The sequence below is a fragment of the Rhodococcus sp. 66b genome, assembly GCF_002076325.1.
GTDB lineage: Bacteria > Actinomycetota > Actinomycetes > Mycobacteriales > Mycobacteriaceae > Rhodococcus_F > Rhodococcus_F erythropolis.
Map to the genome: position 1 here is coordinate 35,901 of NZ_MUZB01000018.1, position 14,729 is coordinate 50,629.

17 protein-coding genes are annotated in these 14,729 nt (G+C 63.3%); 10 read left to right on the forward strand and 7 right to left on the reverse strand.

Annotation, left to right across the window (positions count from 1 at the left end):
• Positions 1-105 precede the first annotated feature (105 nt).
• On the forward strand, positions 106-984 hold the full coding sequence (locus tag B0E55_RS26875) for an inositol monophosphatase family protein (RefSeq protein ID WP_080910863.1): 879 nt from the start codon (positions 106-108) through the stop codon (positions 982-984).
• Positions 985-1,000: 16 nt separating this feature from the next.
• On the opposite strand, the gene cei is transcribed toward B0E55_RS26875, so the two are convergent.
• Positions 1,001-1,684, reverse strand: coding sequence for an envelope integrity protein Cei (cei, locus tag B0E55_RS26880; protein ID WP_003942618.1), 684 nt, complete (start codon positions 1,682-1,684; stop codon positions 1,001-1,003).
• A 533-nt stretch (positions 1,685-2,217) separates the two neighbouring features.
• Between cei and B0E55_RS26885 the strand changes: the two genes are divergently transcribed.
• The gene (locus tag B0E55_RS26885) at positions 2,218-2,520 is read left to right on the forward strand and encodes a DUF4193 domain-containing protein (RefSeq protein ID WP_003942593.1); all 303 of its coding nucleotides are present in this window, start codon (positions 2,218-2,220) and stop codon (positions 2,518-2,520) included.
• An 80-nt stretch (positions 2,521-2,600) separates the two neighbouring features.
• Here the strand turns inward: B0E55_RS26885 and B0E55_RS26890 are convergent, their stop codons facing one another.
• Complete coding sequence (locus tag B0E55_RS26890; protein WP_019748248.1) at positions 2,601-3,098, reverse strand: DUF3093 domain-containing protein; 498 nt, start codon at positions 3,096-3,098, stop codon at positions 2,601-2,603.
• Between the two features lie 41 nt (positions 3,099-3,139).
• Between B0E55_RS26890 and dut the strand changes: the two genes are divergently transcribed.
• Positions 3,140-3,634 (forward strand): dUTP diphosphatase, encoded by a 495-nt coding sequence (dut, locus tag B0E55_RS26895; RefSeq protein WP_003942635.1) that lies wholly within the window; start codon positions 3,140-3,142, stop codon positions 3,632-3,634.
• Between the two features lie 3 nt (positions 3,635-3,637).
• Complete coding sequence (locus tag B0E55_RS26900) at positions 3,638-4,477, forward strand: DUF3710 domain-containing protein (protein WP_080910837.1); 840 nt, start codon at positions 3,638-3,640, stop codon at positions 4,475-4,477.
• Positions 4,478-4,488: 11 nt separating this feature from the next.
• Here B0E55_RS26900 and B0E55_RS26905 read toward each other — a convergent pair whose 3' ends face one another.
• On the reverse strand, positions 4,489-5,214 hold the full coding sequence (locus tag B0E55_RS26905) for an alpha/beta fold hydrolase (RefSeq protein WP_046378492.1): 726 nt from the start codon (positions 5,212-5,214) through the stop codon (positions 4,489-4,491).
• A gap of 138 nt (positions 5,215-5,352) precedes the next feature.
• On the opposite strand from B0E55_RS26905, the gene B0E55_RS26910 reads away from it, so the two are divergent.
• Positions 5,353-5,727: an OB-fold nucleic acid binding domain-containing protein gene (locus B0E55_RS26910; RefSeq protein ID WP_003942613.1), complete on the forward strand. Its 375-nt coding sequence runs from the start codon at positions 5,353-5,355 to the stop codon at positions 5,725-5,727.
• A 52-nt stretch (positions 5,728-5,779) separates the two neighbouring features.
• Positions 5,780-6,493: a DUF3159 domain-containing protein gene (locus B0E55_RS26915; protein ID WP_019748252.1), complete on the forward strand. Its 714-nt coding sequence runs from the start codon at positions 5,780-5,782 to the stop codon at positions 6,491-6,493.
• Here the strand turns inward: B0E55_RS26915 and B0E55_RS26920 are convergent.
• The 3 genes from B0E55_RS26920 to B0E55_RS26930 all read right to left on the reverse strand — a co-directional run bounded on the left by B0E55_RS26920 (position 6,486) and on the right by B0E55_RS26930 (position 8,227).
• On the reverse strand, positions 6,486-6,779 hold the full coding sequence (locus B0E55_RS26920; protein WP_019748253.1) for a GNAT family N-acetyltransferase: 294 nt from the start codon (positions 6,777-6,779) through the stop codon (positions 6,486-6,488). The genes B0E55_RS26915 and B0E55_RS26920 overlap by 8 nt on opposite strands.
• 33 nt (positions 6,780-6,812) lie before the next feature.
• Positions 6,813-7,475, reverse strand: coding sequence for a potassium channel family protein (locus tag B0E55_RS26925; protein WP_003942632.1), 663 nt, complete (start codon positions 7,473-7,475; stop codon positions 6,813-6,815).
• An 86-nt stretch (positions 7,476-7,561) separates the two neighbouring features.
• Positions 7,562-8,227, reverse strand: a complete 666-nt coding sequence (locus tag B0E55_RS26930; protein ID WP_019748254.1) for a potassium channel family protein — start codon at positions 8,225-8,227, stop codon at positions 7,562-7,564.
• A gap of 171 nt (positions 8,228-8,398) precedes the next feature.
• Here B0E55_RS26930 and B0E55_RS26935 point away from each other — a divergent pair, with 171 nt between their 5' ends.
• From B0E55_RS26935 to B0E55_RS26950, 4 genes are all read left to right on the forward strand, one after another.
• Positions 8,399-10,393, forward strand: coding sequence for an APC family permease (locus tag B0E55_RS26935; protein WP_007732857.1), 1,995 nt, complete (start codon positions 8,399-8,401; stop codon positions 10,391-10,393).
• A 48-nt stretch (positions 10,394-10,441) separates the two neighbouring features.
• Complete coding sequence (locus tag B0E55_RS26940; RefSeq protein ID WP_020969502.1) at positions 10,442-11,710, forward strand: class I SAM-dependent RNA methyltransferase; 1,269 nt, start codon at positions 10,442-10,444, stop codon at positions 11,708-11,710.
• 154 nt (positions 11,711-11,864) lie between these two features.
• Positions 11,865-12,353, forward strand: a complete 489-nt coding sequence (locus tag B0E55_RS26945) for a MarR family winged helix-turn-helix transcriptional regulator (protein WP_003942624.1) — start codon at positions 11,865-11,867, stop codon at positions 12,351-12,353.
• A gap of 5 nt (positions 12,354-12,358) precedes the next feature.
• On the forward strand, positions 12,359-14,005 hold the full coding sequence (locus B0E55_RS26950; RefSeq protein ID WP_019748256.1) for an MDR family MFS transporter: 1,647 nt from the start codon (positions 12,359-12,361) through the stop codon (positions 14,003-14,005).
• Between the two features lie 50 nt (positions 14,006-14,055).
• Here the strand turns inward: B0E55_RS26950 and B0E55_RS26955 are convergent, their stop codons facing one another.
• Positions 14,056-14,721 carry an SIMPL domain-containing protein gene (locus tag B0E55_RS26955; RefSeq protein WP_019748257.1) on the reverse strand — a complete coding sequence of 222 codons (666 nt, stop codon included), beginning with the start codon at positions 14,719-14,721 and terminating at the stop codon, positions 14,056-14,058.
• Positions 14,722-14,729 lie beyond the last annotated feature (8 nt).

A 14,729-nucleotide genomic window follows, 5' to 3' on the forward strand; every position in this document is an offset into this window, starting at 1 on the left:
CACTAACCCGAACAAGGACTCGGGCGCGTGCGACTCCAGGCGTTCGAGTGGTGCCCCTCGGTAGAGATGTGTTGCGATGGTCCGGTGCGCCCTTCAGAAAGAACGTTGCCCGACTTTTCCGCCGATTCTCTGGACCCCGCACAATTGCGGGCAGTTGCCGTAGCCGTCGCCGAACGCGCAGCCGAACACGTCCGCGTGCGTCGGCCCGAGGTATTCGGCCTGGTGGGTTCCGGTGCCTCCGAGGGTGGTTCGGTTGCTGCGAAGAGCACGCCGACCGATCCCGTCACGGTGGTCGATACCGAAACCGAACAGGTGATTCGCGACCTTCTGGCGCAATTGCGCCCTGCAGATTCGATCTTGGGTGAGGAAGGTGGCGGAGACACCGACGATTCCGCGGGAGTTCGATGGGTTGTCGATCCCATCGACGGCACGGTGAATTTTCTCTACGGAATCCCCGCGTTCGCCATTTCGGTGGCCGTACAGATCGACGGGATCTCAGTGGCCGGGGCTGTCGTCGACGTGTCGCTGGAAACAACGTATTCCGCGCACCGGGGCGGCGGCGCAACCATGGCCACGGCCGACGGCGTCGTCAGCGAACTGCACGCCAATGAGGTGACCGAACTGTCAATGGCTCTGTTGGCCACCGGTTTCGGCTACGGAGCGGATCGCCGAAAGGTGCAGGGCACCTTGATCGGGCAGATCCTGCCGCGGGTTCGCGACATCCGACGCATCGGTTCGGCTGCTTTGGATCTGTGCATGGTTGCCACCGGCCGGGTCGACGCTCACTTCGAGCACGGGCTGAGTCCGTGGGACTGGGCCGCGGGCTCCCTGATCGCTTCCGAAGCGGGCGCCGTGATCAACGTCCCGGCGCCCAATTCCACTTCGGCCGACGGAGATGTCGTCTATGCGGTGGCTCCGGCGATCGCCGAGCAGTTCGCGCACATGCTCAGTTCGATCGGCGCAGATCAGCCGATTCCGAGCTGAGGCCGAACCGGGTTTGTCAGCAGCGTGCCGTGCGCGCTGCTTTGAGCAGTGCGATGTCCATCGGAGCGACTTCGGCGTTTGCGGGCTGCTCGGCCAGAGCATGCAGGATCGCGGTGGCGTCGGTGTTGGGGGTCAGGGCGCCCTTGTTGTAGGTGCCGAGAGCCAGGTCGACGGTATCGTCGCCGCGGCCGTCCTGGACCAGTTCGGCGCAGGGGGCGACCAGCCAGACGGAACTGGCGGCGGCGAGGCCGTTCGCTCCGAAGCGGATCTGACCCTGGCACTCCATGTTCTGGTCGACGTAGACGGGGTCGTTTCCGACCTGGACGTCCGGCGCGCTGGAGAAGCCGAACTCGCTCAGTTGCGCTGCCACCTGGGCGGCCTGACCGTGTTCGCCGTTGGCGTTGAACACACGAACCTTGGTGGCCGCCAGGGGAGCGGGATCCACGTCGAGCAGCTTCGAACGGTCGACGACGGTTCCCAGCGGTAGTGGCGCCGCTGCCGAGGGATCGGAGGAAGGCTGCGGGAGGTTGCAGGCGACGGTGTCACTGACTTCTGCCTCGGCGCTCAGGATGCGGACCCACAAGACACTGCCGATCAATGCGAGTACCGCGAACACGGCGATCACCGGCCACGCGCGCCGACGGCGGAACGGACGTCCCTGGTCATCGGTAGAGCTGCCTTCGGTGATCAGAGAAACCACGGTATCCCTCGACTTTCTTGACGAAACTTCTACTTCGCCATCGGGCCGAGCGGCGCCGGCATGACGTTCGGTGCCTACCTTAGAGGGCTTGTGTGACGACACAGCCGAAGCGCGGCTCGACGCGTCGGGCCGCTGGCGATCGCCCAACGGTAGTTGGGCAACTAGCGGGCAGTTTCTACCCGGATCCGTTCTGAAAATGTCGCCGAAAGGTCACAGCTTGCTCTTGCCTTGGTGACAATTCGCAGTCATTTTTCGGAAATTTCCGATTCGGTTACTACTTTCGTGCTCACGTCGGCTACTGTCTGGCGGCCCAGGTCGTTCAACTGGGCATCGGCCGGACGCCGAAATGACAACCAAATGAGGCGCAGATCACGTTCTCGGAAGGAACTTCCGGGCACTAATTCCAGTCCTGCAGCGTTATGCAGCGACAGGGAATGATCTGGATGCCACGGCGGTTTCCATGCGCATCAAGGATCTACCGGATTCTCGGCGCACACGGGACCGGGATACACGAAGAGGATGGGGTAGACGAGATGGCAACTGACTACGACGCACCGAGGCGTACAGAGTCCGACGAGGTTTCGGAGGACTCTCTCGAGGAGCTGAAGGCGCGACGCAACGAAGCGCAGTCAGCCGTCGTCGACATCGACGAGACGGACACCGCGGAGTCCTTCGAGCTGCCGGGTGCCGACCTTTCCGGCGAGGAACTCTCGGTACGAGTTGTTCCGAAGCAGGCAGACGAGTTCACGTGTTCGAGCTGCTTCCTGGTTCATCACCGCAGCCGCCTGGCCAGTGATGCCAACGGACAGCTCGTATGCATGGACTGCGCTGCCTGATCTCCCTTCCCGGTGGTCGACCCGTCAGCTCGCGGGTCGACCAAGGGTCGGGAAGTACTGCTTTGCTGTGACCGCGCTGGTCAGCGATCCAGCGCAGCCAGCAGATCAGCGGGACGACGTGTGCTCACCAGCCAGTACGGCGTGGGATCCTCCGGGTCGTCGAGCACGATCAACACCATTGTCTTGACCCATGGGCGATGTTGGACGAACGCCGACGGATCGAGTTGGCGCCCCATCGCCGCACTCTTTGCGGAAGCCGGCACTGCTGCCGCCCGCGAAATCAGTTCGACCGGCAGGTGGGCTCGACCCACGTGCAGTTCTTTCACCCCTGCTGTCTCCACCACCTCGACGCGCATCCGGCTGAGCCAGAATGCCGCCCAGATCGGGATGGGGAGCAGCACGACGTACGCCAGGTACGAGAGAAGCCCCGGGCGGCCCATGTGGACCTCGGCCGCGAGGAGTCCGGCTACGGCCAGCCCGGCGATCCACCACCAGATCGGCACCCACAGGCGCTCGGAGAACAGCGTCGTGGACGGGGGCGTTGTGGTGGCGACGTCAGGTCGAGATGTTTCGGGCACCTGTCAAGGATAGTCCGTCGCTACGAGTAGTCTTGGCCCACGTGAGCGACCATCTCTCCATCGCCTTGAAGCGACTGGATCCAGACCTGCCCGTTCCACAGCGTGCGCATCCCGGAGATGCGGGTGTGGATCTGTGCTCCACCAGCGATGTCACCATCGAACCCGGCCACCGAACACTGGTCGGAACGGGGATCGCGATCGCTTTGCCGGTGGGCACCGTCGGGTTGATCCATCCGCGTTCCGGACTTGCCGCAAAATCGGGACTGTCGATCGTGAACGCGCCCGGAACCGTGGACGCGGGATACCGGGGCGAACTCAAGGTCTGCTTGATCAATCTCGATCCGGCCACAGCCATCGACATCCGCCGCGGTGACCGAATCGCTCAGCTCGTGGTTCAACGAGTCGAACTTCCGGTTTTCGAGGAAGTCGAGTCGCTGGACGACACGACCAGAGGAACCGGAGGCTACGGTTCCAGCGGCGGTCACGCGATACTCGATACCGATGCGCCTGGCGCGGTCGTCGGAGAGGGAGTCTGAATCATGTTCGGACGCAAGAAGAAGACAGACGTCGACGAGGAACCCACCAGCTTCTTCGGTGACGAGAACGACGAGTCGGTGGAGATCGACGAGGTCGAAGACGATCTCGACGTCGCCGGCGACGAGTTCGGTGACGAATCGGAAGGCCCCTACGACATCACGGAGATCGATTCCGACGATCCGACGGCAGGCCGTGACGGTCAGCGCCTGGATCTCGGTTCCGTTCTGGTGCCGATGCCGACCGGCGGACAGTTGCAGGTCGAGATGGCACCCAACGGTTCGCCGCAGGCCGTGCACCTGGTCACCGAACATGGCCGCATCACGGTTGCTGCATACGCCGCCCCGAAATCACCCGGTCAGTGGCGTGAGGTCGTTGCCGAGCTCGCGCAGTCGCTTCGCGACGACAATTCTGCGGTGAGCGTCGAGAACGGCCCTTGGGGCCGGGAACTGGCTGCCGTGACGGCCAACATGGACCTGCGGTTCATCGGCGTCGACGGTCCGCGGTGGATGGTGCGCTGCGTGGTAGCGGGTCCGAGCGGATCCACCGCCGCGAACACCCCTTTGGTGGCAATCGCACGCGACATCCTGCGCGACACCGTCGTCAACCGAGGATCAGAGCCGCATCCGGTGCGGACACCGCTGCCCGTCGTGCTCCCGCAGGTACTCGCCGAGCAGCTGGCGGCCGCACACGAGCAGCAGTTGGCAACAGCGCAGCAGCAACAAGTCGCCGCCCAGCAGCAACAGCAGTCAGCTCCGCCCGCTCCGCCGTCACCTCCAGCGCGACCGACCCCGCCGCCGCGTAGCGGCGAATCCGGTTCTGCCATGCAGCAATTGGGTCAGTAGCAGGTTTTCTTTCAGGCGCTCGCGGTGGTATCGGATTCGATCGCCGCGAGCGCTTTGATGCAGGTGGACCCGAGAACCGTGGGGTCGCGCCCGATCATGTCGAGCGTCGTCGTGGCGACTGCGCCGCGGGGGAGTGCATTCGCCCAGGCCTGCGCCACTGCCGCGGGATGAACCGGATCGTCCACCGCCGAAGCGATGCCGACCGGAATGCCCACCGCCTGTAACGCGCTCTCGCTGAGCGAGTGGTACGACGCCGCCTCGTCGAGCGCGGCCGGGAGATCGGGCCATTGAGAGCGCCAGGAGCGCTCGAGTTCGGCTCCGAGCCACGCCGGACTCGACGCGAGCATCGCTGCGATCACCGCCTCCAATCCTTCGGAGCGCAGTTGTGCTGCGGTGAACCTCGCGCTCGCTGCAGCGGGTGCGCCGTCCGCCGACCCGATCCAGGCCGGAAGCGCTGCCAACACACTAACGGTTCTATCGGGGTTCTCGGCGGCCCACTGGAGCGCCACGGCGGCCCCGATCGAGACGCCTCCGACGATGATTCGGCCGTGCGTGTCCGCGGCTCTGTCCATCGCGTCCAGATAGCCGTCCACGACACGCCGAGGGTCCGGTTCAATTGCGACGATGCGCACACCCAGAGCCGCTAGCGGCGCCCGGAATGCGCGGTCTGCGAAGTGGGCGTCAGAGCCTGTACCTGGGAGAACGACGGCAACGGTCGCCGATTCTGAGTTCTGCATCTTTTGATCTTGCCCGGTGCCCCCGAGACGCGGACTGACCGGTGTGGTTACACGCTCGTAATGGGTCTACAGTGGCGATCACACAGCCCTTCACGTGACGCGAAACCCTTGCGTCACACATGTTCGCAGGAGCGCGCAATGGCACCCGCCGCCGCAGGATATTTTCGTCGACTGACCCAGCGTCTGACCGAGGACGTCGACCAGTTGGACGCCCAGGAGATGGCCGAGTCCAACAAGGCTTCCGGAGGTCAGAAGGCCTGCGATTGTCGTCGCGGTGAAGAAGTCACGATGGTGGGCCGACTCCGCAGCGTCGACGCGTGTCCCAAGTCGGGAAATGCCAGCATCGAGGCCGAGTTCTTCGACGGCACCGAGGTGATCAATCTCGTCTGGATCGGGCGTCGCCGGATCCCGGGAATCGAGACCGGTAAGACCCTGCTGATCCGCGGTCGTGTGGGCGAGCGTGACGGTCGCAAGGCGATCTTCAACCCTTACTACGAACTGCGCGGCGAATAGGCGCGTTTCCCGCATTTACCGTGCAACTCGGTGACTGTGGCACCCTCGACAGGTGACTGAAACACAACAGCGATCGGTAATCGACCAACTCGGCGGGCTGAGTGGTCTGATCTATTCGTCTTTGCCGATTCTGATTTTTGTCCCGGTCAACAGCATCTGGAACCTCACCGCGGCAATCTGGGCCGCATTGGGCGTCGCTGTCGCTATCGCGGCCTGGCGCCTCTTCCGCAAGGATTCCCTCCAACCCGCAATTTCCGGGTTTCTCGGAGTCGGAGTTTCCGCGTTCATCGCCTATCGCACCGGCGATGCCAAAGGATATTTCCTCTTCGGTATCTACACGAGCCTCGCCTACGGTGCGGTCTTCCTGATTTCCATCCTCGTGCGCTGGCCCCTCGTCGGAATCATCTGGGGTTATCTCAACGGGCACGGCAATCTCTGGCGCAAGCACAGCTCCGCCGTCCGGCTCTACGACATCGCGACGGCGGCGTGGGCGCTGGTCTTCGGTGCACGGTATCTCGTTCAGTCACAGCTCTACGACACCGACCACACCGGATGGCTCGCAGTCGCGCGTATCGGCATGGGTTGGCCGTTGACCGGTTTGGTGCTGCTCGTGACGGTCTGGGCTGTGCGCAAGGCCGATCGCATCGTCGAGCCGGAACCGGTTGTCGAGCCCGAAAGCAGCGAGCCCACCGCAACGGACGCAGGGTCCGAAGAGGTGGGCTCGGTGAATCTGACGAAGCCGCGCGAAGACCGCGATCTCAGCTGATCAGGTCCTGGTACTCGGGGTGCTTGTCGAGAAACTTCACGACGTACGGGCAGACCGGGTGAACCTTGAGGCCACGGGCGCGTAGGTCGTCCAGAGCCTGGCGGACCAGAATCGCGGCCAGCCCGAAACCTTCGAAGGCCGGGTAGATCTCGGTGTGGTTGAACGAGACGACGTCACCGGACGTGGTGTAGTCCTCGATGCCGGCGAGGTCGCCGTCTGCATGGATCTCGTACCGGCTCTGGGCTGGATTGTCGGTGACTACGGTGTTTTCGGGTGCTTGTGCCATGTGATTCCCTTTCGTCGTCAGTGTGTTCGTCGGTCAGTTCTCCAGGCGGAGTGCAACGCGCAACTGATCCTCGGCGTCGACGGCCGCGACGAACAGGAGTTCGTCTCCACCTTCGATGGGATCGTCCATCTGCGGGACGATCACACGCCCGCCCCGCAGAATGGTGACCAGTGCGCAGTCCCGCGGAAGTTCGAGTTTCTTGACGGCTTTTCCGGCAAGAGGTGTGTTGTCGGGCAACGTGATCTCGACGAGATTGGCCTGCCCCTGCCGCAGTGTCATCAGTTTGACCAGGTCACCGACGGAGACGGCTTCTTCGACGAGCGAAGCGAGCATCCGCGGTGTCGAGACGGCGACGTCGACGCCCCACGACTCGTCGAAGAGCCATTCGTTGCGGGGATCATTGACGCGGGCGACAACTCGGCGAACGCCGAACTCGGTTTTCGCGAGCAGACTGAGGACCAGGTTGGCCTTGTCGTCTCCGGTTGCGGCGATCACGACCTCGTAGGACTCCATCGACGCGTCCTCGAGGCGGCTGAGTTCGCACGCGTCCGCGTGTACCCACTTCGCCTCGGGCACCGACTCCGGTTCGATGTGATCGAGTTTGCGCTCGATCAGCATGACGTCGTGTGAGCTTCGAATCAGCTCTCGCGCAATGGAGCGGCCTACTGCGCCGGCTCCGGCGATGGCGACCTTCATCGAGAACTTCCAATCACGTTGTAGTGCAACACAGTCGCAGGCTTGTTGTGAGGGGCGGCGTTCGGATCAGTCATCTGCGGCCTCCGTCAGTCGTCACTCGGCGGCGGGTTGCCGGCCAGTGCGATCGCTTCGGCGACAGTTCCCGATACCGCGGCGATGTAGACCTGGTCGTCGGCCTGGATGACGGTCTTGCGATCGGGGAGCACTCCGGTTCCGAATCGGATGATGAAGGCGACTCTCGAACTGGTCGCGCTCTCGAGTAGTGCGATCGGCTTGCCGGCCCAATCCTCGTGCAGGGCAAGTTCGGTAATCGCAACAGTGCCCGAAGGATCGCGCCACTTCGCGGTCTGACTTTCCTTGGTCAGCGTGTGCAGGAAGCGATCCGTCGACCACGGCACGGTCGCGACGGTGGGGATGCCGAGGCGCTCGTAAACAGCGGCACGCTTGGCGTCGTAAATACGCGCGACGACGCGTTCGACGCCGAAAGTCTCGCGTGCGACTCGCGCCGCGATGATGTTGGAGTTGTCTCCCGAGGACACCGCAGCGAAGGCGTCGGCCCGCTCGATGCCCGCCCGGACCAGCACGTCACGGTCGAACCCCATTCCCAGAACCTTGGTTCCCGGGAAGTCGAGATCGAGACGCAGAAACGCACTCTGATCGCGGTCGATGACGGCGACCTCGTGTCCGATCCTGGTCAGAGACGCGGCGAGGGAAGAACCCACTCGACCGCACCCCATGATGACGACATACACGCCCTACTCCGTTCATGGACCCTCATGGCGCGATTGCACGCCGAATCGAACGGTACAGCCCCTCACGGGAAGAGCAAGTACAACGGTCGCCTGCGTGCCGGGTGTCACGACAAAAGGTGAAGTTGGGGCTCTGATGACTCCGAATCGGGCGAGACGGCTTACGCTTTGCACGTGTCTAAGCTCTCGACCGCTACCAAGCGGCTCCTGCTCGGTCGGCCGTTCCGAAGCGACAAACTCGGGCACACGCTGCTACCCAAGCGAATTGCACTACCGGTCTTCGCGTCCGACGCGATGTCGTCCGTCGCGTATGCCCCCGAAGAAATCTTCCTGGTTCTCTCCGTCGCGGGTATTTCCGCGTATGCGTACACACCCTGGATCGGATTGTCCGTCGCCATCGTCATGGCTGTGGTGGTGGCGAGCTACCGCCAGAACGTCCATGCATACCCGTCCGGTGGCGGCGACTACGAGGTTGCAACGGTCAACCTCGGCCCGACCGCCGGTCTGACCGTCGGTAGTGCGCTGATGGTCGACTACGTGCTGACGGTCGCCGTGTCGATCTCGTCGGCGGCGTCGAACATCGGCTCGGCTCTGCCGTTCGTCGCGCAGCACAAGGTGTTGTTCGCGGTTGCGGCGATCGTGTTGCTGACCGCGGTCAACCTTCGCGGTATCCGTGAATCCGGTACCGCGTTCGCAATTCCGACCTACGCATTCATCGTCGGCATGTTCCTGATGCTCGGGTGGGGATTCTTCCGGATCTACGTTCTTGGTGAAGACGTGCACGCGGAATCGTCGTCGTTCACACTCAACGCCGAGGATTCGCATCTGTACGGAATTGCCTTCGCGTTCCTGATCGCGCGTGCCTTCTCCTCGGGCTGTGCTGCATTGACCGGCGTCGAGGCCATCAGTAACGGCGTACCGGCGTTCCAGAAGCCGAAATCGCGCAACGCGGCCACGACCTTGCTGCTGCTCGGGTCGATCGCCATCGTCCTGTTGATGGGCATCATCATCCTGGCTCAGAAGATCGGCATCGTCTACGCACACAATCCGCAGGAACAGCTGGTCGGTGCGCCGGAGGGTTACCACCAGAAGACCTTGATCGCGCAGATCGCCGAAGCCGTGTTCAGTGGTTTCCCGATCGGATTCTTCTTCATGGCGATCGTCACGGCACTGATCTTGGTTCTGGCCGCGAACACCGCGTTCAACGGATTCCCGGTACTCGGATCGATCCTGGCGCAGGACCGGTACTTACCGCGTCAGCTGCACACGCGCGGCGACCGACTGGCATTCAGCAACGGAATCCTCTTCCTCTCCGGTGCTGCGATCGCATTCGTCGTGGTGTTCGGCGCCGAGGTCACCAAGCTCATCCAGCTCTACATCGTCGGCGTCTTCGTCTCGTTCGTGCTCAGCCAGACGGGCATGATCAAGCACTGGACTCGGCATCTGAAGTCCGAGACCGACAAGGCACAGCGGGCCCGGATGCAGCGCTCGCGAGTGATCAATTCGATCGGTCTCGCAATGACCGCCACCGTCCTGATCATCGTTCTGATCACCAAGTTCGCTGCCGGCGCCTGGATCGCCATCGTCGCGATGGTCGCGATCTTCATCGTGATGAAGATGATCCGCAAGCACTACGACAGCGTCGCAGCCGAGCTCGAGGAGCAGGAGTGGGACGGCGTACTTCCCAGCCGCACGCACTCGATCGTGCTCGTCTCGAAGTTGCACATGCCGACGATGCGAGCTCTCGCCTACGCGCGAGCCACGCGACCTGACACCCTCGAAGCCATCACGGTCAACGTCGACGAGCCCGACACCCGTGCACTCGTGCGTGAGTGGGAGAAGAGCGACGTGACGGTTCCGCTCAAGGTGATCGAGTCGCCGTACCGCGAAATCACCAAGCCGGTTCTCGATTACGTCAAGCGTGTACGACGCGATGCTCCGCGTGATGTCGTCACCGTCTTCATTCCCGAGTACGTCGTCGGACACTGGTGGGAGCAGATCCTGCACAATCAGAGCGCGCTTCGTCTGAAGAGTCGTCTGCTCTTCCAGCCCGGCGTGATGGTGACCAGCGTTCCGTGGCAGCTGAGTTCGTCGGCAAAGGCAAAGCCGCTGGACATCGAGAAGACCGCAGGCGCCACGCGTCGCGGTTACGACACCGGCGAGAAATGATCACCGGCGAAAAATGATCGGCAACATCGAAATGGCAGGCGTAGTTCGTTGAGTGAGAATTGGACCGGGCAGACCTTCGAGGTCGATCTGGGCAACCCCGGTCACGGCGGGTTCGTCGTCGCCCGGCACGAGGGACGGGTCGTGTTCGTCCGTCACGGTTTGCCGGGGGAGCGGGCGCTGGTCCGGGTGACGGAGGACAAGGGCGGATCGTTCTGCCGCGCCGACGCGATCACAGTTCTCGACGCATCTCCGCATCGCATCGATCCGACATGCCCGATCTCCGGCCCGGGCGGGGCGGGCTGCTGCGACTACTCGCATGCGGATCTGAGTGTCCAACGTGAGATGAAGACCTCGGTCGTGCGTGAGCAGCTTCTGCGACTCGCTCGTGTCGAATCGGACGTCGCGGTAGAGGAACTACCTGGAACCGGAGACGGAACGGGTTGGCGCACGCGAGTCCGGTTGGCGGTGGACGGGCACGGGGTCGCGGGATACCACGCGTACCGGAGCAACCGGATCGTCACGGACTTGCGCTGCACCCAGATCGATCAGAGCGCGTACGACGGTCTCGGCGGTGCGCAATGGGCGCCAGGGAGCGAGCTGCAGGTCGTTCTCGACGCTGCCGGTCAGCGGCACGTCGTGGAAATTGCCGCACCCGCGGTGTCCAAGACGGGACGGCGGACGCCGGGGCGTCGCGGCGCGATGGCACGCCGAGCGGCGAGCGGCGGCCCGCGAAAGACCCGAGTGGCCATCGGATCGGACACAGTGACCGAGCGCGTCGGCAATCGAGAATGGGCGCTGGCCGCGACCGGTTTCTGGCAGGCCCATCGCGGCGCTGCGAACGCGTACTCACAGGTGGTCGGGGAGTGGGCCGGAGCCGCTACCGCGGACACGGCGTGGGATCTCTACGGCGGAGTCGGGGTTTTCGCATCCGTGCTCGCCGACCTTGTCGGGCCGTCCGGCGTGGTGGAGTCCGTCGAATCTTCGGCGCGCGCAGTCGCGGACGGGCGGGCAGCTCTGTCCGATCTCGGTCAGGTGCGCTTCCACAGCGCCCGCGTCGAGAACGTCATCGCGGATCTGGAGCGTTCGCCTGCCGTCGTCGTGCTCGACCCGCCACGTGCGGGAGCCGGCCGTCCGGTCGTGGAAGCTCTCGCCGCAACGGGCGCTGAACGGATCGTGCACATCGGGTGCGACCCGGCGTCGTTCGGCCGCGATATCGGTCTCTACCTGGAGCAGGGCTTCAGAATCGGCGGCCTCCGGGCGTTCGACGCCTTCCCTCAGACACACCACATGGAGTGCATCGCGCTCCTCGAACGCTGACGCGTCCCGAAATCTTTCCCTGAAACGGTGTGACGCTTCTCGCGTTCAGAACAGTTGCTTGCATTACGCAACTAATCGTATAGTTTCGTTCTGCAAGTAGTTTTCCGTTTTCAAGTCACGGCTCGTTCGAGCCACTCGAATTCAGGGGTAGGCAATGTCGGTACAGCCGGAGACGGCCCAAGCGCTCGTCGACACGATCTTCATGTTCGGCAGATCGCTGCGAGCCGCGGTCACCACCGGTGCAGACAGCCTGCTGCCGCCTGCGCTGGTCAGTGTGTTGTTCATGCTGGCAGCGCGTGGGGAGTGCCGACAGAACGAATTGGCCGTCGATCTGTGTGTCAGTCAGTCGTCGCTCAGCCGGCAAATGTCGGATCTGGTCGACGCGGGGTATGTCGAGAGAAATCCCGATCCGGCTGACAAGCGGGCGTTCCGCATCCGAGTATCGGAAGAGGGACACGACGTTTTACGGAGAACCACGCAGCGGCGTGCGGCGCGTTTGCGCAACATGCTCGAAGACTGGAGCCAGGAAGAGGCCATGGCCGCAGTGACATCGCTGCAACGTCTCAACGAGACGTTCGGCGCATCGAATCGGCAGGCCTCACCGGCAGTTCCGCACACGGGCGTAGAAAGTATTGGGAGATAAGGCACATGGCAGCAACAGTAGGAGAAACCCGGGCAAGTACCGGAGGTGACGGATCGGCTCGCGAAGCGGGCGCGATGACTCACCGCGAAATTCTCGAAGCACTCACCGGACTCATCGCAGCGCTGTTCACCGCGCTGCTCAGCAGCACCATCGTTTCGACAGCGCTTCCCACGATCATCGGTGAACTGCACGGAACTCAGACGCAGTACGCGTGGATCATCACCACGGCACTGCTCGCCACTGCGGCATCGACGCCGATCTGGGGCAAACTGGCCGACCTTTACAACAAGAAGGTCCTGGTCCAGACCGCGATCGTCATCTTCGTGATCGGCTCGGTCATCGCCGGCGCGGCGCACAATGTTCCGTTGCTGCTCGGTGCACGTGTCATCCAGGGCATCGGCATGGGCGGCCTGACCGCTCTCGTCGTAGCCATCATCGGCACGATCATCCCGCCGCGAGATCGCGGTCGCTACTCCGGATACATGGGTGCGGCAATGGCCGTCTCGATGTCCGGTGGACCGATCCTCGGCGGCGTCCTCGTGGACACTGCCGGCTGGCGCTGGTGCTTCTACGTGTGTGTTCCGTTGGCAGTCATCGCACTGTTCCTGCTTCAGCGCACACTGCACGTCGAGACCGTGAAGAAGGACAACGTCTCCATCGACTGGATGGGCGCCACCTTGCTCACCGCCGGTGTCAGCGTCCTGCTGATCTGGGTTTCGTTTGCCGGTCAGGACGACTACTACGCCTGGTTCTCGAAGGAGTCGGCCTTCTTCGTCATCGGTGGTCTGGCCCTGCTCGGCCTGACGATGTTCGTCGAATCCAAGGTCAAGGATCCGATCCTGCCGATCAAGATCATCACCGAGCGCACAACTGCTCTCGCGATCATCGCCTCGATCGCAGTCGGTGTCGGCCTCTTCGGTGCGACGACCTTCCTGACGCAGTACTTCCAGACCGCACGCGGATTCGATCCCACCGAAGCCGGATTGCTCACCATTCCGATGGTCGCAGGCATGCTCGTCGCCTCCGTCGGCTCGGGACAGCTGATCACCAAGTTCGGTCAGTGGAAGCCCTTCATCGTCGCCGGCGCAGTACTGCTGCTGGTCGGTTTCGGGCTGCTGTCGACGATCGACCACGCCACCAGCCTGTGGACCATCGGAATCTTCATCGCCATCGTCGGTCTGGGTACCGGCATGTTGATGCAGAACATCGTGCTCGCGGTGCAGAACACGGTCAGCGTCGAGAACATCGGTGCGGCCAGCAGTATCGTGGCGTTCTTCCGCACGTTCGGCGGCGCGATCGGCGTGTCGGTGCTCGGTTCGATTCTTGCGACCCGCGTCAAGACACTGACAGTCGATTCGGTCTCCACCTTGCCGCCCGAGCAGCAGGCAGTAGCTGGAAAGAGCCTCCAGGATGGCCTCGACCTGAGCAATATGCCTGACTTCGTCTCGCAGATCGTTCGGTTCGCCTACGGCGACGCAACAGGACGGATCTTCCTGGTCGCAGCCGTCGTCGCTGTGGTCACGCTCGTGTCGGTCATCTTCATCCCGAACCGTCCGCTGCGCACCACGATCGACATCGCGACTCCTGACGCCGAGCAGAAGTACGAAGAAGAGCGCGAAGAGAAGAACGAAGAGAAGAACCTCACTCGCTGATCCGCATGCCCGGCTGGTCTACCGCCGGCCGCGTCTTCTGAACAGTTCTGTCACGCCATAGCCCATCGAACGCGGACAGAGATCGATTCTTCGATCTCTCCGCGTTCGACGGCTATCGGGGCCGAATCCGCTTTCATCGCCGCGACACGTCCGCGCATCGGCACGATCTGGTCGAAGTCCTCGAGCACCTCGAGAACTTCGACCAGATCTTTGTCTGCCAGGTCCGCGAACTGTCTGGCTTTCGATTCGGCTGCCGTCCATGCCAATTCGCGTGCTTTTGTCGCCAGATCGCTGCGGTCGTCGAGGTCGAACTCGAGCCCGTCGAGCCGAATCGCGTCGCCGCCCACCGATACACACGCCGCGATGACGGCGGCGGGGGAGTTCGCCGCTTCCGGCTCCAGCTCTCGCAGTACGACTCGGAAAGTTGTCGATGCGGTGAATCCTGTTGTCTCCTGGCGGCCTCCGTCACTCCAGTGAGTCTGCGGATGGACGCTCAGCCCGGCGGTGGTGAGGTCCGCTCCGCGCACACCGCGCGCGTGCAGGGTCTCGGTCAGAGCAGTGGACAGACGCGCGACGGCGTCGAATGCGTCGGAAACGGCCGTCTGTGTCACCGATACTCCGATCGTCAGCCGCACGATGTCGGGAACAGCTGTTGCAGTGGCAGTTCCGGTCACCGTGACAGTGGACGGTTCCGAGGTGAGGGCGGTGGTCGGCATGTGTACTT